The organism is Trichocoleus sp. Lan (assembly GCF_039961855.1).
Classification (GTDB): Bacteria; Cyanobacteriota; Cyanobacteriia; order Cyanobacteriales; family FACHB-T130; genus FACHB-T130.
Genome location: NZ_JAMPKA010000013.1, coordinates 98,718 through 120,906, shown reverse-complemented (window position 1 = coordinate 120,906; position 22,189 = coordinate 98,718). Strand labels below are relative to the sequence as shown.

19 protein-coding genes, 1 tRNA gene and 1 other annotated feature are annotated in these 22,189 nt (G+C 46.2%); of the genes, 16 read left to right on the top strand and 4 right to left on the bottom strand.

Annotated features, from left to right (window positions below):
- Nucleotides 1-506 precede the first annotated feature (506 nt).
- The gene (locus NDA03_RS13555; protein WP_190987150.1) at nt 507-1,844 is read left to right on the top strand and encodes an MFS transporter; all 1,338 of its coding nucleotides are present in this window, start codon (nt 507-509) and stop codon (nt 1,842-1,844) included.
- 30 nt (nt 1,845-1,874) lie between these two features.
- Here the strand turns inward: NDA03_RS13555 and NDA03_RS13550 are convergent, their stop codons facing one another.
- Together NDA03_RS13550 and NDA03_RS13545 are read right to left on the bottom strand one after the other, a co-directional pair.
- Nucleotides 1,875-2,039: a hypothetical protein gene (locus tag NDA03_RS13550; RefSeq protein ID WP_348238269.1), complete on the bottom strand. Its 165-nt coding sequence runs from the start codon at nt 2,037-2,039 to the stop codon at nt 1,875-1,877.
- A 607-nt stretch (nt 2,040-2,646) separates the two neighbouring features.
- A complete protein-coding gene (locus NDA03_RS13545; RefSeq protein ID WP_348238268.1) occupies nt 2,647-3,393 on the bottom strand; it encodes a creatininase family protein in 747 nt (248 codons plus the stop codon).
- A gap of 170 nt (nt 3,394-3,563) precedes the next feature.
- Here NDA03_RS13545 and NDA03_RS13540 point away from each other — a divergent pair, with 170 nt between their 5' ends.
- The 14 genes from NDA03_RS13540 to rplL all read left to right on the top strand — a co-directional run bounded on the left by NDA03_RS13540 (nt 3,564) and on the right by rplL (nt 16,359).
- Complete coding sequence (locus NDA03_RS13540) at nt 3,564-4,316, top strand: response regulator transcription factor (RefSeq protein WP_190415208.1); 753 nt, start codon at nt 3,564-3,566, stop codon at nt 4,314-4,316.
- 198 nt (nt 4,317-4,514) lie between these two features.
- A complete protein-coding gene (locus tag NDA03_RS13535; RefSeq protein WP_348238267.1) occupies nt 4,515-5,831 on the top strand; it encodes an ATP-binding protein in 1,317 nt (438 codons plus the stop codon).
- A 340-nt stretch (nt 5,832-6,171) separates the two neighbouring features.
- Nucleotides 6,172-6,837: a phosphate signaling complex protein PhoU gene (gene phoU, locus NDA03_RS13530; protein WP_190415204.1), complete on the top strand. Its 666-nt coding sequence runs from the start codon at nt 6,172-6,174 to the stop codon at nt 6,835-6,837.
- Between the two features lie 147 nt (nt 6,838-6,984).
- The gene (locus NDA03_RS13525; protein WP_199304984.1) at nt 6,985-7,851 is read left to right on the top strand and encodes an iron uptake porin; all 867 of its coding nucleotides are present in this window, start codon (nt 6,985-6,987) and stop codon (nt 7,849-7,851) included.
- 372 nt (nt 7,852-8,223) lie between these two features.
- Nucleotides 8,224-10,107: an iron uptake porin gene (locus NDA03_RS13520; RefSeq protein ID WP_190415202.1), complete on the top strand. Its 1,884-nt coding sequence runs from the start codon at nt 8,224-8,226 to the stop codon at nt 10,105-10,107.
- Between the two features lie 443 nt (nt 10,108-10,550).
- Nucleotides 10,551-11,663, top strand: a complete 1,113-nt coding sequence (gene pstS, locus NDA03_RS13515) for a phosphate ABC transporter substrate-binding protein PstS (RefSeq protein ID WP_190415200.1) — start codon at nt 10,551-10,553, stop codon at nt 11,661-11,663.
- Between the two features lie 275 nt (nt 11,664-11,938).
- Nucleotides 11,939-12,301: a 50S ribosomal protein L19 gene (gene rplS / locus NDA03_RS13510; protein WP_190415198.1), complete on the top strand. Its 363-nt coding sequence runs from the start codon at nt 11,939-11,941 to the stop codon at nt 12,299-12,301.
- A 92-nt stretch (nt 12,302-12,393) separates the two neighbouring features.
- Nucleotides 12,394-12,466: transfer RNA gene (locus NDA03_RS13505), tRNA-Trp, on the top strand.
- Between the two features lie 324 nt (nt 12,467-12,790).
- Nucleotides 12,791-13,015 carry a preprotein translocase subunit SecE gene (secE, locus tag NDA03_RS13500; protein WP_190415197.1) on the top strand — a complete coding sequence of 75 codons (225 nt, stop codon included), beginning with the start codon at nt 12,791-12,793 and terminating at the stop codon, nt 13,013-13,015.
- Nucleotides 13,012-13,668 (top strand): transcription termination/antitermination protein NusG, encoded by a 657-nt coding sequence (gene nusG, locus NDA03_RS13495; protein WP_190415196.1) that lies wholly within the window; start codon nt 13,012-13,014, stop codon nt 13,666-13,668. The genes secE and nusG overlap by 4 nt, the downstream gene beginning before the upstream one ends.
- 9 nt (nt 13,669-13,677) lie before the next feature.
- Nucleotides 13,678-14,103, top strand: a complete 426-nt coding sequence (gene rplK / locus NDA03_RS13490) for a 50S ribosomal protein L11 (RefSeq protein WP_190415195.1) — start codon at nt 13,678-13,680, stop codon at nt 14,101-14,103.
- 99 nt (nt 14,104-14,202) lie between these two features.
- Nucleotides 14,203-14,919 carry a 50S ribosomal protein L1 gene (gene rplA, locus NDA03_RS13485; protein WP_190415194.1) on the top strand — a complete coding sequence of 239 codons (717 nt, stop codon included), beginning with the start codon at nt 14,203-14,205 and terminating at the stop codon, nt 14,917-14,919.
- Nucleotides 14,920-15,011: 92 nt separating this feature from the next.
- Nucleotides 15,012-15,211: a sequence feature (ribosomal protein L10 leader region), on the top strand.
- A gap of 45 nt (nt 15,212-15,256) precedes the next feature.
- On the top strand, nt 15,257-15,835 hold the full coding sequence (gene rplJ / locus NDA03_RS13480) for a 50S ribosomal protein L10 (RefSeq protein ID WP_190415193.1): 579 nt from the start codon (nt 15,257-15,259) through the stop codon (nt 15,833-15,835).
- A gap of 131 nt (nt 15,836-15,966) precedes the next feature.
- Nucleotides 15,967-16,359 carry a 50S ribosomal protein L7/L12 gene (gene rplL, locus NDA03_RS13475; protein WP_190415192.1) on the top strand — a complete coding sequence of 131 codons (393 nt, stop codon included), beginning with the start codon at nt 15,967-15,969 and terminating at the stop codon, nt 16,357-16,359.
- Nucleotides 16,360-16,666: 307 nt separating this feature from the next.
- Here rplL and NDA03_RS13470 read toward each other — a convergent pair whose 3' ends face one another.
- Together NDA03_RS13470 and NDA03_RS13465 are read right to left on the bottom strand one after the other, a co-directional pair.
- On the bottom strand, nt 16,667-17,911 hold the full coding sequence (locus NDA03_RS13470) for a serine hydrolase (RefSeq protein ID WP_190429065.1): 1,245 nt from the start codon (nt 17,909-17,911) through the stop codon (nt 16,667-16,669).
- Nucleotides 17,912-17,988: 77 nt separating this feature from the next.
- Entirely contained in the window at nt 17,989-19,509 is a 1,521-nt protein-coding gene (locus NDA03_RS13465) for an IMS domain-containing protein (protein WP_190429066.1), read from the bottom strand.
- Nucleotides 19,510-19,673: 164 nt separating this feature from the next.
- Here NDA03_RS13465 and NDA03_RS13460 point away from each other — a divergent pair, with 164 nt between their 5' ends.
- Nucleotides 19,674-22,055, top strand: coding sequence for an ATP-binding cassette domain-containing protein (locus NDA03_RS13460; RefSeq protein ID WP_348238266.1), 2,382 nt, complete (start codon nt 19,674-19,676; stop codon nt 22,053-22,055).
- Nucleotides 22,056-22,189 lie beyond the last annotated feature (134 nt).

Genomic DNA, 22,189 nt, shown 5'->3' with positions numbered 1-22,189 from the left:
GCGTTTTTTAAGCATCTTGTATCATTTTGGAATCTATCCATTTCTCCAATTTTTGCAATATACGCTCTCTCAAAAACCGTTATTAAGCGGAACCAAGGAGAAAGCGAATATAGCAATTCTATTTGAGTTGTGAGCCAGCTCTTCAGATCCCCGACTTCTCTAGAAAGTCAGGGATCTCGCTTGCCCGCATGATTTAGGATTGCTGTATATTGGCTCAAAAAAATGAATTTATTTATATTCCCAATTATAGAAATTTAACTTTCAATCCCTTAAGAAAATAAACTTTTTATAAAACTAAATAGTTTTATTTGTTAATATTTATCCGCAATTTTATCCGTAATATTACTGATGCAAAAATACAAAAAAATAGGCTGAATTAAGAAAAGGGTTAATAATAATTAACCGTCTGGGTGCAGATAATCGATCCTGTTATTGATGAAGAACTCTGGTAAACCTTAACAGAGAGTTACAGCCAATCCAGCACCCAGATTCAGTTTAATTTAGCAATGAATATTACTACCAAGAAAAACGCATGGAAGCTTGAAAGCTCAGTTCCATTATGGTTTTTCGCTTTTGTTCCTTATAAAATAGGCGAAGGTCTACTAATTATACTAATGCCCCTATTTATCATTCAGGTAGTAGGGGGAACCGTCTCTGATGTCGCTAAAGTAAACTCACTGATCGCCCTAGTAGGTATGTTTGCCTTCATTTTATGGGGCAACCTATCAGATAAGATGGGCTATCGTACTCCCTTCTTAATATTGGGATTTCTGGGATTCACTCTCTGCACATCAATGCTCAGCTTTAGCGATAACCTCTCACAAGTATTAATTCTTGGCAGTGTGGGGGGCTTTTTCATGGCAACGATTACCCCAGTAGGTTCAGCATTGGTACTGGATAGTTTTCCCGAACAGGAGTGGCCTAAGTTTTTCGGTAAATTTTATCAGGTAACAGGATGGAGTTTTGTCGCTAGTGTTCTATTCGGGATGACCTGGCTCAACTTTGCTTCCAAATTCGTGAGTAATGTTGCAGCAATGCGCGGATTATTATTATTTGCAGGGGTTGTTTCGTCGCTGAGTTTACTTCTGTGCTTTCTTTGGGTAAAAGAACCGAAATTTGTTCGCAAACGCCGAAAATTTAATCCGAAACTGCTAGGACAATTGACTGTAGGAGTGATTGAAAGGCGAGCAGTTTTTTACCCATCCCGCGCCCTGTACTTTGTACTGCGCCCAAGCACTCTGAGCCAAGCGGTTCAGCCACTAGGAAGCCCTTTAGGGCGTTATTATCTATGTTCTTTACTATTTTTCGTTGCCATCAACCTGGTTATTGTGCCCTTCCCGGTTTTTCTCACCAACACATTAAAAGCTACGAATACTCAGGTATTCTTAATTGCCTTAGTTAAGTCAACAATAGAGTCTTGGTTGTACGTTCCTGTCGGTCATTGGGTGCATCAGCGACCTGGTATCAAACTCCAAGCGCAGGCTACCGCTCTCAGGGGTGGCGTTTTTGGAATTTTTGTCTTGTTGGCTTTAATTCCGCCTCAACCGAGCAGTCTGGCGTTCGTTGGATTAGCCCAGATATTAAGCGGTATTACTTGGGCAGCGATCGCTGTATCTAGTAGCACGGCAGTGGGTATACTGGCTGGCAAAGACAAGGAAGGTTCGGCAATTGGGTTTTACAACGCAATAATTGGGGCATCAGGCGCACTGGGTAGCTTGGGAAGCGGATACCTTGCTGCTACCTTTGGGTATAGCGTTTGTTTTGGGATAGGCGCACTATTGACAGCATTCACTGCATGGTTGCTTTGGCAACTACAGCCTGTTGTATTAGCCAAAACGTCCTGAGTGGCTTTTGGGCTTTATAAATAGAAGATACTAGGCAGCAATTTTTGAAAGGGTCGGGCAAGTGCAAACTCCGGCAAGTGCAAACAAAGACAAATTCTTGAGCGCGATCGCTTGCACTCTGTCTGATGAGGATGCGATCGCATTGCCCCCAATTGTTTCTTGTCTATTTTTATACAACTGTAAGCAAATGGACACTTGTCCTCCTTTGCATCCGACCCAAGTTTGATATTCTGCTAACCACAAAAACAAACCGAAGAATACGGAAGCTTTATCTAATCTTCATAATTTAGTTAAGTATTAATATTCAGCAAAACTCCTTAAAGCCAAGGAAATAGCAGCTTTATGGTTTTACCTACTCTATTTGTAGGTAAATCAAGATATTTTTTTGATGAAGATTCCGTGAACCTACTGGGAATTCATAGCAAGCTATGTAAGTATTTTTAAGTAGACGCCTGTATTTTATAAATATTATGTACAACTCTTCCGAAAGCTCACCTTTAAGCACACGTACAAATTTTGATACGCAGAGTGGATGGATTTTGGGAAATCCCATGCAAATCAGCCGACGCAGCCGCCGCTTGCTCTTTTGCGCGTTCCTGCTTTTAGGGTTTGTAGGGTGTGTTTTTGGAATATTGCTGGGAGCGGGTCTGGATATTGGAAAAGCTATACTGACATTTATCGTCTTGTGGGCAGGATTGTGTACTCTTAGTGCCCGCTAAGCGTAAAACGAGAACGATTTTATAGGTCTAGTAGGAAATTGAGCAGATTTTACTCAATTTGCCTAAATAAAGAAAAGAAGTGCTCAGTTTGCATTCAAAAATTCCAGATATCCATTGCTGAGTTCTTTTACGGCTAATTCATAGAATTGCTTGCCGTGTTCGGGTGTTGCCAAAGCGGGATTAGAACCCATACGCCCATCGGGATAACGGTTACGGAAATCAGTAGCACCATAAATTGGGTGTCCAGAAGCGACTTGATCTGAGAGGGGCGCTTGTTTAATGGCTTCTGGATAGACGTACTGAGTGAGGGCAACTTCACTAGGGGTGGCATGAGAACCTTCTTGGTCTTTATATAGCTCTTTTGCCAGCTTGTAGACAGAACTGCACATGAACCAGTTGCCGACTTGACACTGCACTAACTGGGCATTAGGAATATTTAAATCAGCTAAATGAGCGTAAGTTTCCGAGAAAGCCGCCTTTAGCGTCGCAATATTACCGCCGTGACCATTAATAAAGAAAAATTTGGTAAATCCAGCCCTAGCTAAACAGAGGATATAGTCTCGGATTAGCTGAATCATGGTGCTGGGGCGCAGGCTAATTGTGCCAGGAAAAGCCGTATGGTGCAGCGCCATGCCAACATTGATAGTAGGGGCTACCATTGCGTCAATCGCTTCGCCAACCCCGCGCGCGATCGCTTGTGCACAAATTGCATCTGTCCCAATCAACCCAGTTGGCCCGTGTTGCTCTGTCGAACCAATCGGGAAAATTATCCCCTGAGAACGGTTGAGATAGACTTCTACTTCAGGCCAGGTACTTAAGTGCAGCAGCATAATCAGAATAATCAGAAATGTTGGGCGATCGCTAAAGATAAATTTGGGCGAAACAGCGCACCGACTCCATCCTAGCTGGGTTGAGGGGTCATGTACTCGAAAAGGAATCTCTGAGGCAGCAATTTTGTTGTATGAATGAGGATGGAATTACACTCTCAAGTTCCCCAATTATGCTTTCCCTCGACCTCCCGAAGAACCCATCTAGTCCAGAATTAGGGCGAACAAGCCAGATCCTAATTGTTGAAGATGAGGATCTCATCCGGGAAATGATAGTTTTGGCTCTAGAAGAGGAAGGTTTCGAGGTGGTAACAGCCGCCGATGGGCGTACCGCTTTGACATTTCTTCAGGGTGAGACCCCTGCTACGGTAGATTTCCCCTTTGACCTGATTATTCTCGATTTAATGCTTCCTCAGGTCAATGGCTTGGATCTTTGTCGCTTGTTACGGTATCAAGGAAATCCAGTCCCGATTTTGATTCTCAGTGCTAAAGCAACTGAAACTGACCGAGTTTTAGGTCTAGAAGTGGGAGCCGATGACTATTTAACCAAGCCATTTAGTATGCGGGAGTTAATTGCCCGTTGTCGTGCCTTATTGCGACGCCAACGACTTGGCGGATTGCCCCAAGCGCCAGTGCTGCAATTCAAGGATGTGACGCTTTATCCCCAAGAGTGTCGCGTGATTGTTCGGGGCGAGCAAGTTAACCTATCACCCAAAGAATTCCGCTTGCTGGACTTATTTATGAGTTATCCGCGTCGAGTTTGGTCGCGGGAGCAGCTGATCGATCAGGTGTGGGGTCCAGATTTTGTGGGGGACAGTAAAACAGTAGATGTTCACATTCGCTGGTTGCGAGAAAAATTAGAACGCGATCCTAGCCAACCAGAATACGTAATTACGGTACGTGGGTTTGGTTATCGGTTCGGCTAAAAGATGCAATATGAAGAAGGAAGAGTGAATTTTCAACCTTCCTTCTTCATCAGTAGAGGGGCACAACTAAACATGGCTGGTAGCGGTCGATGGTTGAGAGGCGCTGTTTTTATGAATCACTCCCCCCAACCATTCCCATCACCTTACGTTTATTGGCACCCACCTCTACTAACTTTGTATTTTTAACTGATAGCTTAAATGACCCTCATCGCATTTTTTGTGGGGCTAACTTTAGGAGTTGGGTTTTGGCTCTGGCGGCGGAACAAGCTTTACCGCCAGTTAGAGCAAATTCTTGGGTTGCTACCTTCAAGTGTAATTGGGGTATCTTTACCGCTGGTTTCGCAGCTACGCAGTGGAATTGCTTTGGCAAATCAGCAGTCTCTTCAGCTAAAGACGCAGTTGCAAATGAATCAAGAGATTCTGCAAGTGGCACCCATCGGCTATCTGGAGGTGGATGAAGAAAACCAGTTGATTTGGTGCAACGAGCAAGCCCGCATTTTATTAGAGCTTCATCGATGGGAACCAGGACAGGTGCGTTTGCTGCTGGAGTTAGTGCGATCCTATGAACTCGATCAGCTAATTGAGCAAACTCGACACCAGCAAAAGCCTTGTGAACAAGAGTGGGTATTTCACCCAGATTGTTCGGATGCAGCGGTAATTGGGGAGATGCGATCGCTTACTTTACGCGCATCTAGCTTGCCCTTAGCCTACGGACAAGTAGGTGTTTTTCTAGAAAATCGCCAACCTTTAATCGAACTTTCCCAATCGCGCGATCGCTGGGTTTCTGATTTAGCCCACGAACTCAGAACCCCCCTCACCTCCATCCGTTTGGTAACGGAAACCTTGCAAAAACGCTTGCAGTCTACAAAAGAGCGCTCATTAATTGACCGCCTCCTGCCAGAAGTCAACAGACTAATGAACCTAGTTCAAGACTGGCTAGAACTAAGCCACTTAGAGCAAGATCCCAGCAAACACCTCACCCTAAAATTAGTAGAACTGCGAAGCTTAATTCACTCTGCCTGGGAAACAATAGAGCCTTTAGCACGACAAAAGCAACTCAGCTTCAGCTATTCTGGTTCCGACACCTTACTCATCAAAGCCGACGCATCTCGTCTCACCCAAGTATTTCTCAACTTACTCGACAACAGCATTAAATACACTCCCCTTGAAGGAGCTATCCGTGTTGAAGTAAATCTTATTCCGAATAAGGATATCCCTAACTTGGTTCAAATCAATATTATTGATTCAGGGATTGGGTTCCCTGAGTTCGATTTACCCCATGTTTTTGAGCGGCTCTACCGAGGAGATCCCTCCAGGCGGCGTCAGCACAACTCCTCTGGAACTTCTGAAGAATTGTCAGTTGTGGTAACGACTGGCAGCGGTTTAGGCTTAGCGATTGTGCGGCAAATTGTCATCGCTCATGGCGGCTCCGTCAAAGCGAAGAATCATCCAGAAACCGGCGGCGCGTGGCTGCAAATTGAATTACCTTCCTTTCAATCCCCGCTTGAAATTTAAGGTTAGGCGTCGTTGCAGTTTCGATATTCACTTTGAGTTTTTTGCACCATTTAAGAAAATTAGTATTAACCAATCATGCTAGTCAGACAGAACCCACAATTTAAAAGGGTCATGAAACACTAAGATGACCAAAGTATGATTCGACTAAATGATTTTTCAAGGGTTTCAGCGACTGAACTCGGCTCGTTAAGTTATTAACTGTATCTTCCAAAATCAGCCCCTAGAGATTACATCTATCCTACGATAGGTTTTCATTTAGTCTATATGCATACAGCCAAATCAACAAATTTAAGCCATCTTAGAGAGTACAGTCGTTTTGTTTTTCTACCAGCAGAGGTGAATGCTTTCCTCTAAACACGTGCATACGGAACGGATACACTTCGATCGCAGAACTAGGGGCTTATTAAGGGATGTTTTGCGAATGGGAGCCTTAGTAGAAAACTCCTTTCGCCTCTCGCATCAAGCCTTATTTTCCCGTAACCTGGCAGCCGCTAGGGAAATTCCCTTATTGGATAAACAAATTGACCGATTTTATCGCCAAATCGAGCTAGATTGTGCAACTTTAATGACTCTGGAAGCTCCGGTTGCACAGGATTTGCGTTTACTCAGTGCTTGTATGCAGCTGGTGCGAGACTTAGAACGCATTGGTGATTACGCCAAAGACCTAGCAGAAATTGCGATTAAACTCTTTCCTTACCCGCCTCATTCTTGCCTACCGCAGATTGAGGTAATGTCCCATCATGCTCAAGCCATGCTGGCGTCGAGTTTAGTCGCGCTGGCAGATTTGGACGCAGCCGCCGGGAAAGCTGTCAAGCAGCAAGACGATGCCGTGGATAGCGCTTACGAAACGGTTTATCAAACCTTAGCCTTTCAGCGGGATATCAAAGGGGTGGTTGAACCGATTCTGTTGATGGGGTTGATCATTCGGCATTTGGAACGAATGGCAGACCACGCCACCAATATTGGTCAACGAGTTGCCTACATTGTCACGGGAACCCGGTCTTAAAGGCTACAGTCACGGCACGGCAGTGCCCATACTGATTTAAAAGTAAACTTGCACTCATATAGCATTTTTTACTTGCGTTCTATACAGTTCGCGATAAGGGTCTACAGCTAGCTACCTGTAGACCCCTATCGCTGTATTTCCCTCTTATTGAGAAGTGATATAACTGTTACCCTCACTGCTGCTAATGGACTGCATCACTATTACGCTGACACAGTTAACCCGTATTTTGAAGGCAATGGCGGTGGCAATAATGCCCTATCCCGCTTTTCCGAACGCAACCCCATTTATCGGATTGGACCTTTAGGTGCTGGTGTCGGATTGAACTACAAGATTAGCAACGCTCTGAAGTTGGACTTAGGTTATCTCTCCAACACAGCCAACAATCCCGAAGATGACAACGGGGTTTTTAACGGTAACTACTCAGGTTTGGCACAGTTAGTTTTTGGGACTAACCGATTTAAGGTTGGATTCACTTACATTCACGCCTATGATAATGGCGGCAATAATGCTCCCCGCTTTGCTATGGGCGGTACTGGTACTGGTCTTGCCAATTTGAATCCAGCAACGCTAGCTGCTGCGACTACAGGTGGTCTAACCCAAGCTCAGTTGAGCAGACCCGTTTCGAGCAACTCTTACGGGTTAGAGGCTTCCTTCCAATTAACCCCTCAATTTGTTCTAAATGGCTGGGTGGGCAAAACTGACGCTCGTTTGATTGGCTTAGGCGCTGCCGACATTTGGAACTTTGCCCTTGGTCTTGCTTTACCGGATTTTGGCAAAAAAGGCAATTTGCTTGGCATTATCGCTGGGGCCGAACCAACTCTCAGAGGTCTAAATGTTCCAGGCCCAGAAAACTTCGAGCGTGATTTTGCCTATCACATTGAAGGTTTCTATAAGTATCAGATGATAAATAACATCTCAATTACTCCGGGCATTATCTGGCTGACATCTCCTAACCAAAACAGAGATAATGATGACATCATTATTGGTACGATTAGAACAACGTTTACCTTTTAATTAGCGGTCAGGGTGAGGATCGATAGTCACAACTGACAACTAATCATATAAACTAATCTAATCGCTTAATCGCCAACTTTGCTCTTGCCGATTCGGAGCGCAACTTGAAAGCCTCTAAATCGGCTTTATTTGTTGGGTTCCTAGCTAGCGGATTGTCAGGATTGCTTAACCTGTAGATTACCAAATCCTTACCTATCCCTAAACTGACACAACTAGCATTAGAGGAAATTATGTCGCCTACAAGACAATGTTGAGCTTGAGTTGGCAGTGTTTCATGTTTAATAATGATGGAGTTTCTCCAGAAGACTCCCTATAGCGTTCCGTTAATCCGGGATTGTTTCCCTTGAGTTCAGTTAGGTGTGAGGAGATTAGATGTCTAAAATTTTGTGGAATACTCTAAAATTAGGGCCAGCGATACTAGGTGCATCCTTATTAGTTTGCAGTAGCACGCTTGCCGCACAGACGCCTGACACTCAAATGGCGAGCGAACCGATAGCTGCCACTAACCAGGTGACTGATTTATTAAAACCAGCCGACCAATCCCAGCAAGCGCAGCAGACACCTGTTCAAGAACTGGCTGTTCAACCAGAAATTAGTTCTATTCCAGTTTTCACCAACGGCACGTCTGCCCAAGAAACGCCGGTTGCTGAAGCTGAATTAGTGAGTCCGAAACCAGTTTTAGCAGATAACGCGATCGCGCAACCCACTGCTGATGCTGTCCCCACGAGCCAAAACAGCGAATTAGAACAAATCGACCAATACACCACCGAAGCCGGTACAACCGACTCGATGGATCAAGTCACCAACGTGTCGCAGTTGCAGGACGTAGAACCGACGGATTGGGCTTACGAAGCACTGCGGAGTCTGGTGGAGCGCTATGGTTGTATCGCCGGGTATCCCGATGGCACCTTCCGGGGCAACCGGGCACTGTCGCGTTATGAATTTGCCGCCGGAATGAACGCCTGTTTGCTGCAAATCGAAAAACTGATTGCGGCAAGTTCGGCTGACTTTGTCACTAAAGAAGATTTAGCGACGCTACAGCGGCTAATTGATGAATTTGGGGCAGAATTAGCCACCTTAAGAACGCGAGTAGATAACTTAGAAGGTCGCACGGCATTTCTGGAAAGCCATCAATTCTCTACAACGACTAAGCTGACTGGCGAAGTTATCTTTGCGCTTGCTGACGTTTTTGGTGAAGAAAGGGCTGGCGGGGGCGACATAGACGCTAACCTCATTTTTGCTGACCGTGCCCGTTTGAATTTTGACACTAGCTTCACAGGCAAAGACCGCCTGCGAACCCGCCTGCAAGCTAGAAACATCGTCCCCTTTAATACAGGTGTAACCGGAACCAACATGACCCGTTTGGGTTTTGACGGCGATAGCGCGAATGATGTCGCAATTGACGACTTTTACTATCGTTTTCCCCTAGGTGATAAGCTCTTAATCCAAATTGATGCCGCCAACGTTGAATTCAATGACAACGTCTACACCTTCAACCCCAATTTCGAGAGTAGTGGAAGTGGCTCTATCTCCCGCTTTGGGCGTTTCAACCCCATCTACCGACTAGGTTCTGAGGGGACTGGGTTGACTGCGACCTACAACTTTAGCAAGGCATTAAACCTATCTTTAGGTTATCTAGCGCCTCGGGGTAACGATCCTTCAAACGGTTCGGGGGAATTCAGTGGTGCCTATGCCGGTCTAGCTCAACTGGTATTCCGTCCTAGTGACGCCCTTAATGTGGGTTTGGTTTACGCCCATACTTATGAAAACCAAGAAAAAGGCGTCAGCTTCATGTCGAGTACGGGCAGTAGCTTTGCTAATCGACCCTTCGGGAACATTGCGACTTCTGGCAATCACTACGGACTGAATGCCAGCTTCCGGTTTGGCCCTGGCATTAACCTTTCAGGGTGGGCAGGTTACTCAGTAGCTACAGCTGAAATTAGCCCGGCTGGTCTTGCAACTACAGGATCTAATGCAGATATTTGGAACTGGGCTGTAAGCCTAGCCTTCCCAGACTTGGGTAAAAAAGGCAACCTGCTTGGTTTCATATTTGGGATGCCGCCTAAAGTGACTGACAACGATGTCAGTAACCGTAGCGATCGGGACACCTCATATCATGTAGAGGCTCTGTATCGCTACCGCCTAACTAACAACATTGAACTCACCCCAGGTTTGTTGGTGATTCTCAATCCGGAACACAACGACAATAACGACACACTCTACGTAGGAACGCTGCGAACAACCTTTAAGTTCTAAGCACCTGCGTTTCGGTTTCGGTTAGGGGCGGGGGATTCCTCGCCCGCTCGTCTCTGACCCAAGAAACGGTAGATTTACGCGAATAAAATGCTGCGTGCGATCGCTCCTATCTGAAACTTAAGCGATCGCACTTTCTTGTGCAGATCCAAGCCTCCGAAACTGCTTCGATCTGCGCTTCCCTGCTGGCAATCATCATCTTTGCTTAACCTGTAGATTACCAAAGCCTTACCTTTACCTAAACTTACAGAACTAGCATAAAGATCGGCAGGGGTAGCATTTTAATTTTGTAAATACGCTATCTTGTAGAGTTGGTTTTCATCTGCTCTAGTTCATTTCTACTTCCTGGCAGTAAATAAAACGACAATAACCGCCAGGAAAGAACATGCACCTAGCATTTTTGACAATTCTTCAGCGTCAGCTTTTTAAAGACTCAAAGATTCAGTATGTTTTCTCCAATGCATTCAACACGACGGGCTTTTCTCGTTCCCTTTATTGCCCTCTCACTGAGCGTGACTGCCTGTCAGTCGCCAAACACAACTCCTTCCACCAGTCCAACGGCAGGAACCCCTGGTAGCGCCACTCCTGCCGCAGCAAACGGTGGTGGCGGTGGCAACGTCTCCTTAACTGGTGCCGGTGCCAGTTTTCCAGCTCCCTTGTATCAGCGGTGGTTCTCGGAGTACAACAAGCAAAATCCCAACGTCCAAGTCAGCTATCAATCAGTTGGTAGCGGCGCTGGTGTGGAACAGTTCACCCAGGGAACGGTGGACTTTGGTGCCAGCGATACGGGGATGAAACAGGAGGAAATCACCAAGGTTGGCAAGGGTGCTGTGTTATTACCCATGACAGCAGGCAGCATTGTTCTAGCCTACAACCTGCCCGATGTCAAAGGTCTCAAGCTACCGCGTGCAGTTTACACCGATATCTTCTTGGGCAAAATCAAGAAGTGGAACGATCCCAGAATTACCCAAGCCAATCCTGGGGTGAATTTACCAGACAGGGAGATTACTGTTATCCATCGCTCCGATGGTAGCGGTACTACAGCAGTCTTCACCAAACATCTGAGTGCGATTAGTCCGGCATGGAAAAGTGGTCCTGGCGACGGTAAAACTGTCAACTGGCCTGTCGGCGTGGGTGCCAAAGGCAACGAAGGCGTCACCGCTCAACTCCTGCAAAGTGATGGTGCCATCGGTTATGTCGAGTACGGCTACGCCAAGCAACAAAATATCCCTGTAGCGGCGCTGGAAAATAAAGCGGGCAAGTTTATTGAACCCTCCAGCGAAAGCGCGGCTAACACGCTAGCCGCAGTGACTCTGCCCACAGACTTGCAAGTTTCTATCACCGACCCAACGGGCGAGAATTCTTACCCAATTGTCACCTATACCTGGGTCATGGCTTACAAGACCTATGAGAATCCTGACGAGGCAAAAGCCCTCAAGGATGTCTTGAAGTGGTCGTTAAACGAAGGACAAAAGTACAGTGAAGAGCTAGGATACGTGCCTCTTCCCCAGCCTGTTGTAGCCAAAGTTCAAGCAGCAGTGGATACCATCAAGCCGTAAGTTTCAGCGTTAGATATTGCCCGAATCGGCAAGAGGCTAATCCTTTCTGAACCAGAATGTTAGTCAAGTAGGGACTGCTTACCCTACTTGACTATGAAGACTTAACAATGAAGTTTTTGGGATTGGAGAGTGAGAATCTAGAACTTCCAATCCTGAATTCCCCTAGCACTATATTGCCTACAAAAGTAAAAACTTGGGAAAATTCAGAGATTCCCGGTAGACGTATACCTAGCTCTTGATATAAGATTAAAGGCTGTGACTTTTTGGCGAAACCAATGAACGCTCAGGAAATCATCCGCTCAATTGAAGCGGAGCATCTGAAAAAAGAGTTGCCCATTATCCATGTGGGCGACACCGTTAAGGTTGGGGTAATTATCCAGGAAGGCGGTAAAGAACGGACGCAGCCCTATGAAGGCGTCGTTATTGCCAAGGGCGGTAGCAGCATTAACTGTACGATTACCGTACGGCGGGTATTTCAGGGAGTAGGCGTTGAGCGGGTATTTCTGCTCCATTCTCCCCGAGTTGAAAGCATCAAGATTATTCGTCGGGGTAAGGTGCGTCGTGCTAAACTATACTATCTGCGCGATCGCGTTGGGAAAGCCACTCGCGTTAAACAACGCTTTGACCGTAGCCTGTAGTCCAATTTGGACAAGGCTATTCCCGATTGACGCCGCTAGGGGTTAAACTTAAATAGAGAAAAGTTCAGCCTCTCGCTCTCAAATCCACCTGTGCGCTCTTAGTTCAGTTGGTAGAACGCAGGTCTCCAAAACCTGATGTCGGGGGTTCAAGTCCTCCAGGGCGCGCTCTCATCACAAAACAGGACTGAGAACTGAAGAGTGTTCGCGAAGTAGCGCAACAGCGCTAACAGAGTGAAAACTTAGAGGGACTCAGAACTTAGGCATCAAAGCTCTGCCCGAAAGCATTCCTGTGGTTGCATAGTCAGCCTCAAAAACGTTTACTTTCGGGTAGACTTGTGTTGTGTAGGTGGTTCATCAGTATTGCCTAAGTCAGGTGCTAGACCCAACGATTGCATCGGTATCTGCGTAGATTGGCAGCACATTAGGCTGTACACAGCTAAAAGCGGTAGAAATGAACTGCTCAAGAGCTGTATTAACGGGAGAGATATTGTGGCAAAGAAAAACGAAGCCGAGAGCGAAGCAAAAACAACTGGGTTTAATATATCAACCTTTTTTCAGGAAACCAAAGACGAACTGAATAAAGTCGTCTGGCCCAGTCGGCAGCAATTGCTCAGCGAATCTGCTGCTGTGCTGTTAATGGTAACTCTTTCGGCAGTTTTAATTTATCTGGTTGATGGTTTCTTTGCTTGGGCAGCAAAGCAGGTGTTCGGATGAGTTTTGCAACCGACAATCCACAGGATTTCAATCAACTCGAAGACACGTCAGATGGCTCGGTAAAATCCCGGTGGTACGCTGTTCAGGTGGCATCTGGATGTGAAAAGCGTGTCAAGACAAACTTAGAACAGCGGATTCAAACTCTTGATGTTCGCGATCGCATTCTCCAGGTGGAAATTCCTCAAACTCGCACCCTGAAAATGCTCAAAGATGGCACTCGCAAGGAGTCGGAAGAAAAAGTTTTTCCCGGCTACGTGCTAGTCCGGATGCGGCTAACTCCTGGGGCAGATGGTGAATTGGAGATGGACGATGAAGCTTGGCAGGTTGTCAAGAACACCCCAAACGTGATTAACTTTGTCGGTGCAGAACAGAAACGCCGTTACGGACGGGGACGCGGACACGTTAAACCCTTGCCGCTGAGTTTTTCAGAAGTCGAACGTATCTTTAAACAAGCTACCGAGCAAGAGCCAGTAGTGAAAACTCATCTGGCTACAGGAGATAAAATTATTGTCCTTTCTGGTGCGTTTAAAGATTTTGAAGGCGAGGTCATTGAAGTCAGCCCAGAAAGAAGCAAGCTGAAGGCGTCACTATCCATTTTTGGACGCAATACGCCGGTAGAATTGGAGTTTAATCAGGTTCAGAAACAAAGCTAAATAGTTAAGATGGCAAAGAAAGTTGTTGCAATCATCAAGCTAGCTCTTAATGCGGGCAAAGCTAACCCTGCCCCGCCAGTGGGACCAGCGCTCGGTCAGCACGGGGTCAATATCATGGCGTTCTGTAAAGAATACAACGCCAAAACAGCGGATCAAGCTGGGATGGTAATTCCGGCAGAAATCTCAGTCTATGAAGACCGCAGTTTTACCTTTGTTCTTAAAACACCACCGGCATCCGTTCTGATTCGTAAGGCAGCTGGCATTGAGCGAGGCTCCAACGAACCAAACCGGAAAAAAGTGGCGTCAATTTCAAAGGCACAGTTGCAAGAAATTGCTCAAACTAAAATGCCGGATCTCAATGCCAACGACATTGATGCGGCAATGAAAATTGTGGAAGGAACTGCCCGGAATATGGGCGTTACTATTAACGAATAGCGATTCTTTGATTCGCTAATTGCAAGCAAGCGGAAAGCTGGCAACGTAAACCCAATCGGGGGAGAGGTAACATCTCGTTAGTGACCCCAGGAGAAAAATATGGCAAAGAAAGTATCCCGTAGGCTCCAAGAGCTGCAAAAGAAAGTCGAAGATCGACCCTACGAACCCACAGAGGCTCTCAACCTTTTAAAAGAGACAGCCACTGCTAAGTTTCCTGAATCTGCTGAGGCGCATATCCGCCTGGGAATCGATCCCAAATACACCGACCAACAGCTGCGAACAACCGTGGCTTTGCCTAAAGGAACTGGACAAACGATTCGAGTTGCCGTAATCGCCAGAGGGGAAAAGGTACAAGAAGCTAGCAATGCCGGTGCTGATATTGCCGGTTCCGAAGAGCTGATTGACCAAATCCAAAAAGGCATGATGGATTTTGACCTGCTGCTGGCGACACCGGATATGATGCCCCAGGTAGCAAAACTGGGACGTTTGCTCGGACCCCGTGGCTTGATGCCCAATCCCAAAGGTGGGACGGTGACGTTCGATCTGGTGCAAGCGATTGCTGAATTTAAAGCCGGTAAGTTAGAATTCAGAGCTGACCGTACTGGGATCGTCCACGTTTTGTTTGGCAAGGCTGCCTTCCCAACTCAAGATTTGCTCGTGAATCTTAAGGCGTTACAGGAAACGATTGACCGTAACCGTCCTTCTGGAGCCAAGGGTCGCTACTGGCGCACAGTGTACATATCTGCGACAATGGGGCCATCGATTGAAATTGACATCAACGCCCTGCGCGATCTAAAGCTGACTGAAGCTGCCTAAGATTCAGCCCTGTAGGGGCAAGGGTTTCCCACCCTTACAGGAGCAATCGATTGAGTAAACAACAGGAGCAAGATTTAAAGTTTTCAGCCCAATTAACTGAATAGCACGCGCCGGAGACAGCAGGAGCTAATGGCTTAATTTCCTGCCTAGGTTTGCGACTTTACCGCATTAAGGTCAATCTTCTCGCCACACGCAACATGGCAGAAGCTGCACCAAAAATGCGAACCCTGAAAAGGGTTCCTTGGGATATTGCGTAACCCCGGCTCAACCGCTGGGGTTTTTAATTGGGCTTTTTTAGGTTTGGCATTCTGCATTTTCTAAAGGAGGTGAAAGATACATGGGTAGAACGCCGGAAGATAAACGGGCGATGGTCGCTGAAATCAAAGAAACTTTAAATGTAGCTCAGCTGGCAATCGTCATCGATTACCAGGGGTTATCAGTTTCGGAGATTATGGACTTGCGGCGGCGGCTGCGTCCCAGCGGCACCGTTTGCAAGGTAAGCAAGAACAAGCTGATGGGAATTGCCATTGAGGGTGATTCCAACTGGCAACCGATGTCAGAATTCCTTAAAGGTTCTTCTGCTTTCTTGCTAGTCAAGGACGATTTGAGCGGCGCAATTAAGGCTTACCAAGACTTCCAAAAAGCCACTAAGAAGACAGAACTTCGTGGTGGTGTAATGGAAGGTCGAGCTTTGAGCCAAGCTGACATCAAAGCGCTGGGAGATTTGCCTTCCAAGGAACAACTCATGGCGCAAATTGCTGGAGCTATCAATGGCTTGGCAACCAAGATTGCTGTGGCTATCAACGAAGTTCCAGCTTCGCTGGCAAGAGGACTACAAGCGGTCTCCGAGCAGCAGCAAGAAGGTGGCAACGGCGAAAGCGATGCAACTGCTACTGCCTCAGCGTCTGAGGAATAAATTGGCGGTTACAGGTACAAAGTCTGCCGATGAAGGCAGCTACCTAAACGCCTAAAGAATGGATTCGCGGCTACACAAACAAAGCCTGCCTAGGCAGGCTGTAACAAAAATAACGTTACTGGAGTTTTGAAATGTCTGCTACAACTGACCAAATTCTCGATCAACTAAAATCACTGACTCTGCTGGAAGCTTCTGAACTCGTTAAGCAGATTGAAGAGGCTTTCGGCGTTAGTGCTGCTGCCCCTGCTGGTGGAATGATGATGATGGCGGCTCCTGGTGCTGCTGCTGCTGCGGAACCCGTTGAAGAGCAAACTGCGTTTGACGTGATTCTGGAAGATGTCCCAGCTGATAAGAAGATTGCCATTCTTAAGGTAGTCCGCACCATCACGGGTCTGGGTCTGAAGGAAGCTAAGGACTTGGTAGAATCTACTCCCAAGCCAGTTAAAGAAGGCGCTGCCAAAGAAGAAGCTGCTGATATCAAGAAGCAGTTGGAAGAAGCTGGTGCGAAGGTAGCAGTTAAGTAAAAGGCTAATGGCTAATGGCTTTTTTCAATGAGCCATTAGCCATTCAGTAGGCGGGATTAATTATTTGTAGGATGGGTTAGCGATCGCGTAACTCATGCAGATTTGGGGTTTCCTTGCGTTTTTCCAACTAACCTACGAAAATCTACGAAAATCTTCAATTTAATTGCATCCGCCTACTTAGCAAAAAATCACCGAATAGAAATGAAGTAATTTCCTGAAGCTAAACAGGAATTACGATTCAGGAGTATAAAGAAGGCTCCTTTTTTTTTGAGGTGATTTTTTAGGTAATCTAATCCCTCTTTTGTTCCTAGGGGGAATTCCGGGCGACCATGCGATCGAAGACTAAACGAGACATTTTGGGAAAAATTGTCTTATTTTGGGCGTAAGCGGCATCGTCACCAAAGACTGTCAAAATATAAACGGTGCTACCATCTCTGGTTGCGACGAATGCCGCTTCTTGGCGCGAAAAAGAAGTCCAACCCGCCTTTGAGTAAAAATCAATATCCACATCAGACAAAGCCTCGCCAAAAAATTCCTGGATGGGGTTGAAGTCACCCCAGGTTTTTGACTCTAGTGTCCTCATTTCTGGACGCAAATCTCTTCTCAGCCATCCGCACATTTTTTCGCTGGCAGTTGAGGAAACAGCCTGTCCAGTTCCACACATTTCGTACAGGAGTCTAGCTGCCTGATCGGTTGTTATCTTATTCCGAATGGGGTCTTTGGGATCGCCTCGCATTTGCAAATCAATCTCTAGAGGCTCTGGAAGCCTTAGGTAGGGGATTGGATAAGTTTTTTGGCTAATATTAATGTCTTTGTAGCCTGCTTCTCTAAAAAAATGATTAACTTGTTGACGCTTATCTAGCCATATTTTAAACTCTTCATCATTTTCTATTTTCGGTCTAGATTGCGTATCGGTTAACAGGTCAAGAATGACGCTAGATGCCTCGTTATCAGACTCCTTGATCATTTTGGACAGATATAGAGAAAATGCACCTTCGTCTGCCCAAATACCATTTTCTATCTGGCCATAGAGAGCCACCATCCAAAACATTTTGATGACGCTAGCAGGATATCTCAAGGTATCTTGTTTATATCCGGCAATTTCACCCGTTTTAACATCGATTAAGGTAATAGATAAAGGCTTTGTGGGTAAGTCTTTCTCAGTTGCCAATTTCACAACCTCATCAACAATTTCTTCCAACTCCTGGCTCTGTTTAAAGTTCGGCGGAGTCTTGACGTTGTAGACAAGTTGTGAGCTATTACGTCCGGGTAGGCGAGATGGAAGAGGTAATAATGCAGTTTTAACCCAAGGGGGAAGTACCGGCAAGGTAGAATTTAGTTGCTCGGATACGACTGCTGGACGCTGAGTTAACAACCGATTTAACGTTAATCCACAAGTTGTAAAGATTGTAGCGGAGGCGATCGCTAAAGCCGCAAATCGCAGCCGTCGCACCCGTCTCTTGACTTGATGGGCACGAGCTGCACGTCTGGCTTTAAATTTGGCAATTTGTTGGGCACGTTTATGCGGTTTTGGTTGTGGTTGCTGACCCACGAGCTACACCTTACGGTTTTTAAGTTTTCCTGATTTCCAGTTTTAAATAATTTTGAACAGAGCAACTGCACGGGTATTTATTGAATTTCCCTGATCGTTTTGTATTCAAGTATTTTCCATTTGCTGTCTACTGATTGCAAAGTGTATCGCACCAGTCGAGTTTTGAAGTCAGTTTCGTTGGGGTCGATATTACCGTTTTTATAGAGAGTACGTTCTTCAGTTACCCTGATTTCGATAGTTGCGCGATCGCCATCCACAATAAATTGTTCAACATCTCCGACTTTTTGAACGCCGTATTGGTAGTAAGCATTGTTATTCTCTAGCCAAGCCATTGAGCCGCCCTTACTAACGGTATTCTCATAGAGTTGTCCCGTGGTCAGTTCGGCAGCAAGTTCACGATTAAAGGGGGGAGCGAATATTTCTCGCTTACTGTTTACCCACCGATTAATTAACGCGACAGCTTCTTGTTGAGCTTGCTGAGGGTTTTCTATATTGGGAGAACGGTTAGCAAAAAAACTTGGTAACTTTCCAGTTGTGAATAAAATACCACCCAGAATTGCTACCCCAATCGCACTGCCTAAAATTACTGCCTTCTGCCAATCTCTTGAATCGGAGATAGTTCTGGTGGCAACAGGTTGGGAGGATGACACCGCAGCGGTTTGTAAAGAAGCAACTTCAGGAGGGTAAGAAGGCACCGTGGATGGCTGATAAGTGTTTTCTGGGGGTGGAGAAACGACTGACGGAGGAATGTAAGGAACTGTGGGGGGAATTGGAGAGACTGGAGTTTCTAAAGCATGAAGCATTTCTTGGACATTCGTATAGCGATCGCTCGGATGAGACTGAATCGCCTTATCCAGCACCGCCAGCAAACTGGCGCTAACATTCAAAGTGTACTGATGCCACAGAATCTCGCCGCTGTCACGATCGATATTTAAGGATTGAGGGAGTTTTCCGGTCAGTAGATAAATCGCCGTCAAACCCAAACTATACAAGTCACTCGAAAAAAGTGGGCGTCCGATTGCCTGCTCGCTAGGCATAAATCCAGGCGTTCCAATTACAATTGAGCTGATGGTACGCCCCTCAGAATTGATGATGGTGCCCATCGTTTCTTTCACCGCCCCGAAATCAATTAAGACGGGTTTGGTATCCCGTTTTCGCACAATCACGTTGGCTGGCTTAATATCTCGATGGACAATCCCTTTGTGATGCACGTAATCTAGGACAGGTAATAGATTTACCAAAATTTCCCGCACCGAACTCTCGCTGAGTGATCCCTGCTGTTGCACCATTTGAGCCAGCGTTTCCCCCTCAATCCATTCCTGAACTAGGTAGAACTGATCGCCAGCCGCAAAGTAAGCATACAGCCGGGGAATCTGGTAATTGCCTTCGCCCAACTCTTCTAAGATGGCGGCTTCGCGTTGGAATCGATCTTTAATTAGCTGGTACTGGGGATTATTCGTCACCGGCTTGAGTCGCTTGATCGCGCACCGGCGACCCGAAGGCATATGGATATCTTCTGCCAGAAAGGTTTCGCCAAACCCACCAGCGCCCAGCGTCTGAATTATGCGATAGCGATTGTCCAACAGCGTTGGCATCATTGGCCTTCACCGCGTAAGGTTTTCTTTAGAAGATAACATCAGGTATTCAGGACATTTCTAGCAGTTTCAGCAAAATTTACCAATAGTTAAAGAAGGATAAAGAAGGAGAAACCTCGGAAAGGTTTCATTTTCCTAAAAAAAGTTACCCACTTTTAGAGAATGCAATGACCACCCAGCCAGGGCAGCGGACTGTTATCAGCACCAATCCCTATTTGGTGCTAAATAATCAGGGGCAGATTTTACCACCCTTGGAACTGACAGCAGACCGACACATACTGGGACGCGATCGCGCTTTCGCCGATCTAATTGTTCCAGATGATTGGCGCGTCATCTCCGCTTGCCAAGCCGTCTTACATAGAGATGGGGATGACTATTACATTTATGACGGCGATGGACGCAAACCCAGTACCAATAAGTTGTTTGTAGATCACCGATTGATTACGCCCACAGAAGGCTATCGCCTGGAAAATGGCATTGAAATTCAAATTGGTCAAAATCCCCAGAATTTAATTCAGCTGAGGTATTTCAATCCCTCCAGCGCCAAAATGCTGACGCCACCGCGTCCCGTCTCGCTGAAAAATCGGTCGGTGGAAATCGGACGCGACGCCAATGCCACGATGCAGTTAGATTCGCCCATCGTTTCTCGACGTCACGCCACGATTGATACGGACTCTCAAGGGCGTTACATTCTGCAAGATCGCAGTACCAACGGCGTTTTTGTAAACGGGCAACGAGTAACGGGTTCTGCGGTTCTGGCACAAGGGGCAACTATTCGCATTGGGTCATTTACCCTGGTGCTACGCGGCGACAATCTGGTGGTACTCGACCAGGGCAATCAAATTCGCCTGGATGCTGAGGAATTGGTCATCGAACGGCGTCTGGATGACATTTCCCTGGCGATTGAACCGGGACAATTTGTGGCTTTGGTGGGGGGGAGCGGAACGGGTAAATCTACGTTGCTGAAGACTTTATTGGGGATTGAAAAGACGACGAAGGGTGCGGTGTATCTTAATGGCGACAATTTGCAGAAAAACTTTAATATGTACCGGACGCAAATTGGTTATGTGCCGCAAGATGATATTTTGCACCGAGATTTAACGGTGGTAGAAGTGTTGACTTATGCGGCGGCGCTGCGACTCCCGCCGGATACGGATGTGTCACAGGTGGTGCAAAAAACTCTGGCGGATATTGAAATGTGCGATCGCCAGGATGCCTTAATCAAACATCTCAGCGGCGGTCAGCGCAAGCGAGTCAGCATTGGGGTAGAACTTTTAGCCGATCCGAAGTTATTTTTCTTGGACGAACCGACTTCAGGACTCGATCCCGGTTTGGATAAGAAGATGATGCAGATGTTGCGGAGATTAGCGGATCGAGGACGGACGATTATTTTAGTCACTCATGCAACGGCGAATATCAAAATGTGCGATCGCGTTGCTTTTCTCGGTCGCGGCGGACGACTTTGTTACTATGGCATCCCAGAGGACGCGCTGAAATTTTTTGGGGTGACAACGGATAACTTTGCCGATATTTACACGCAACTGGATAAGGAGAAAGAGGAAGAAACCGAAGCAATTGTCCAACAATACGCGCATCAGTTTCGCCAATCGCCCGATTATCAACATTACATCGCTAATTCTCTCGGTTCTGGCAGTCATACACCACAAAACGCCAGTTCTCCCCCCCAGAAAACCAGTATCTCTCCTTTAAAGCAATTGGCTTTGCTAAGTGGACGCTACTTGAAGATGATAAGACGCGATCGCATCTATCTCGCCTTATCTCTTCTAACTTCTCCCATTGGTATCGCCTTAATTCCCTTAGCAATTGGAGGAAAAAATCCTCTCGTTCTTAGCAGCGAATCCGATCCTGCCCTTGCACCTTTAGCGCTGCGAGTATTATTTGTATTTACCTGCGCTGCGATTTGGGTCGGACTTTCCAGTTCTTTGCAAGAAATTGTGAAAGAATCTGCGATTTACTTGCGAGAAAGGTTGGTAAATTTAGGGTTAATTCCTTATCTCGCTTCAAAAATATTCGTTCTTTCCGGTCTAGCCTTATTGCAAACCTTGCTAATTTCAGCAGTAATTCTAATTGGTTTCCAATCTCCGCAACCTGAATTGATACCTTGGTCTTTAGGATTTGCAGTCAATACCTTTTTAACGCTTGTTACTAGCATGAGTTTAGGCTTACTGGTTTCATCTCTTGCCAAAAATAGCAGTCAAGCGAATAGTGCTTTACCTTTACTTTTACTACCTCAGATTATCTTTTCCGGCGTTTTATTTAAGATGGAAGGAATTGCCAGTAAAATTTCCTGGTTGATGCTAAGTCGCTGGTCGATTGGCGGTTATGGTTCTTTAGTCAATGTCAATGCAATGGTTCCCGATCCGATTTTTTTACCGAATGGTACGCTTGCGCCGATGCCGTTTGATAAAACGCCTATTTACGAGCCAACGTGGCAGAATTTAGGGTTAAATTGGGGTATTTTGTTGCTGCACGCGGCAGTTTATTTAACAGTTACTTTTTGGGTACAGAAGCGGAAGGATATATTTTAGTTTCTAACCCGTTCATCCGCCAGCGATTGAAGCCGCACACTTTAAGCCAAAGTTCACTAAGATAGTAGACTGAAAAGCACGATTTAGAAGCCCATGTAGGTGAGGCTGAGGGACAAAACCTAACAAATGTTTGT

Coding starts and splice junctions, on each gene's coding strand:
- rplA (WP_190415194.1), top strand. CDS start 14,203: ATGGCAAAGAAAGTATCCCGTAGGCTCCAAGAGCTGCAAAAGAAAGTC.
- NDA03_RS13540 (WP_190415208.1), top strand. CDS start 3,564: ATGCTTTCCCTCGACCTCCCGAAGAACCCATCTAGTCCAGAATTAGGG.
- rplS (WP_190415198.1), top strand. CDS start 11,939: ATGAACGCTCAGGAAATCATCCGCTCAATTGAAGCGGAGCATCTGAAA.
- nusG (WP_190415196.1), top strand. CDS start 13,012: ATGAGTTTTGCAACCGACAATCCACAGGATTTCAATCAACTCGAAGAC.
- rplL (WP_190415192.1), top strand. CDS start 15,967: ATGTCTGCTACAACTGACCAAATTCTCGATCAACTAAAATCACTGACT.
- phoU (WP_190415204.1), top strand. CDS start 6,172: ATGCTTTCCTCTAAACACGTGCATACGGAACGGATACACTTCGATCGC.
- NDA03_RS13535 (WP_348238267.1), top strand. CDS start 4,515: ATGACCCTCATCGCATTTTTTGTGGGGCTAACTTTAGGAGTTGGGTTT.
- NDA03_RS13520 (WP_190415202.1), top strand. CDS start 8,224: ATGTCTAAAATTTTGTGGAATACTCTAAAATTAGGGCCAGCGATACTA.
- NDA03_RS13460 (WP_348238266.1), top strand. CDS start 19,674: ATGACCACCCAGCCAGGGCAGCGGACTGTTATCAGCACCAATCCCTAT.
- NDA03_RS13555 (WP_190987150.1), top strand. CDS start 507: ATGAATATTACTACCAAGAAAAACGCATGGAAGCTTGAAAGCTCAGTT.
- rplJ (WP_190415193.1), top strand. CDS start 15,257: ATGGGTAGAACGCCGGAAGATAAACGGGCGATGGTCGCTGAAATCAAA.
- pstS (WP_190415200.1), top strand. CDS start 10,551: ATGTTTTCTCCAATGCATTCAACACGACGGGCTTTTCTCGTTCCCTTT.
- NDA03_RS13465 (WP_190429066.1), bottom strand. CDS start 19,509: ATGATGCCAACGCTGTTGGACAATCGCTATCGCATAATTCAGACGCTG.
- rplK (WP_190415195.1), top strand. CDS start 13,678: ATGGCAAAGAAAGTTGTTGCAATCATCAAGCTAGCTCTTAATGCGGGC.
- NDA03_RS13545 (WP_348238268.1), bottom strand. CDS start 3,393: ATGCTGCTGCACTTAAGTACCTGGCCTGAAGTAGAAGTCTATCTCAAC.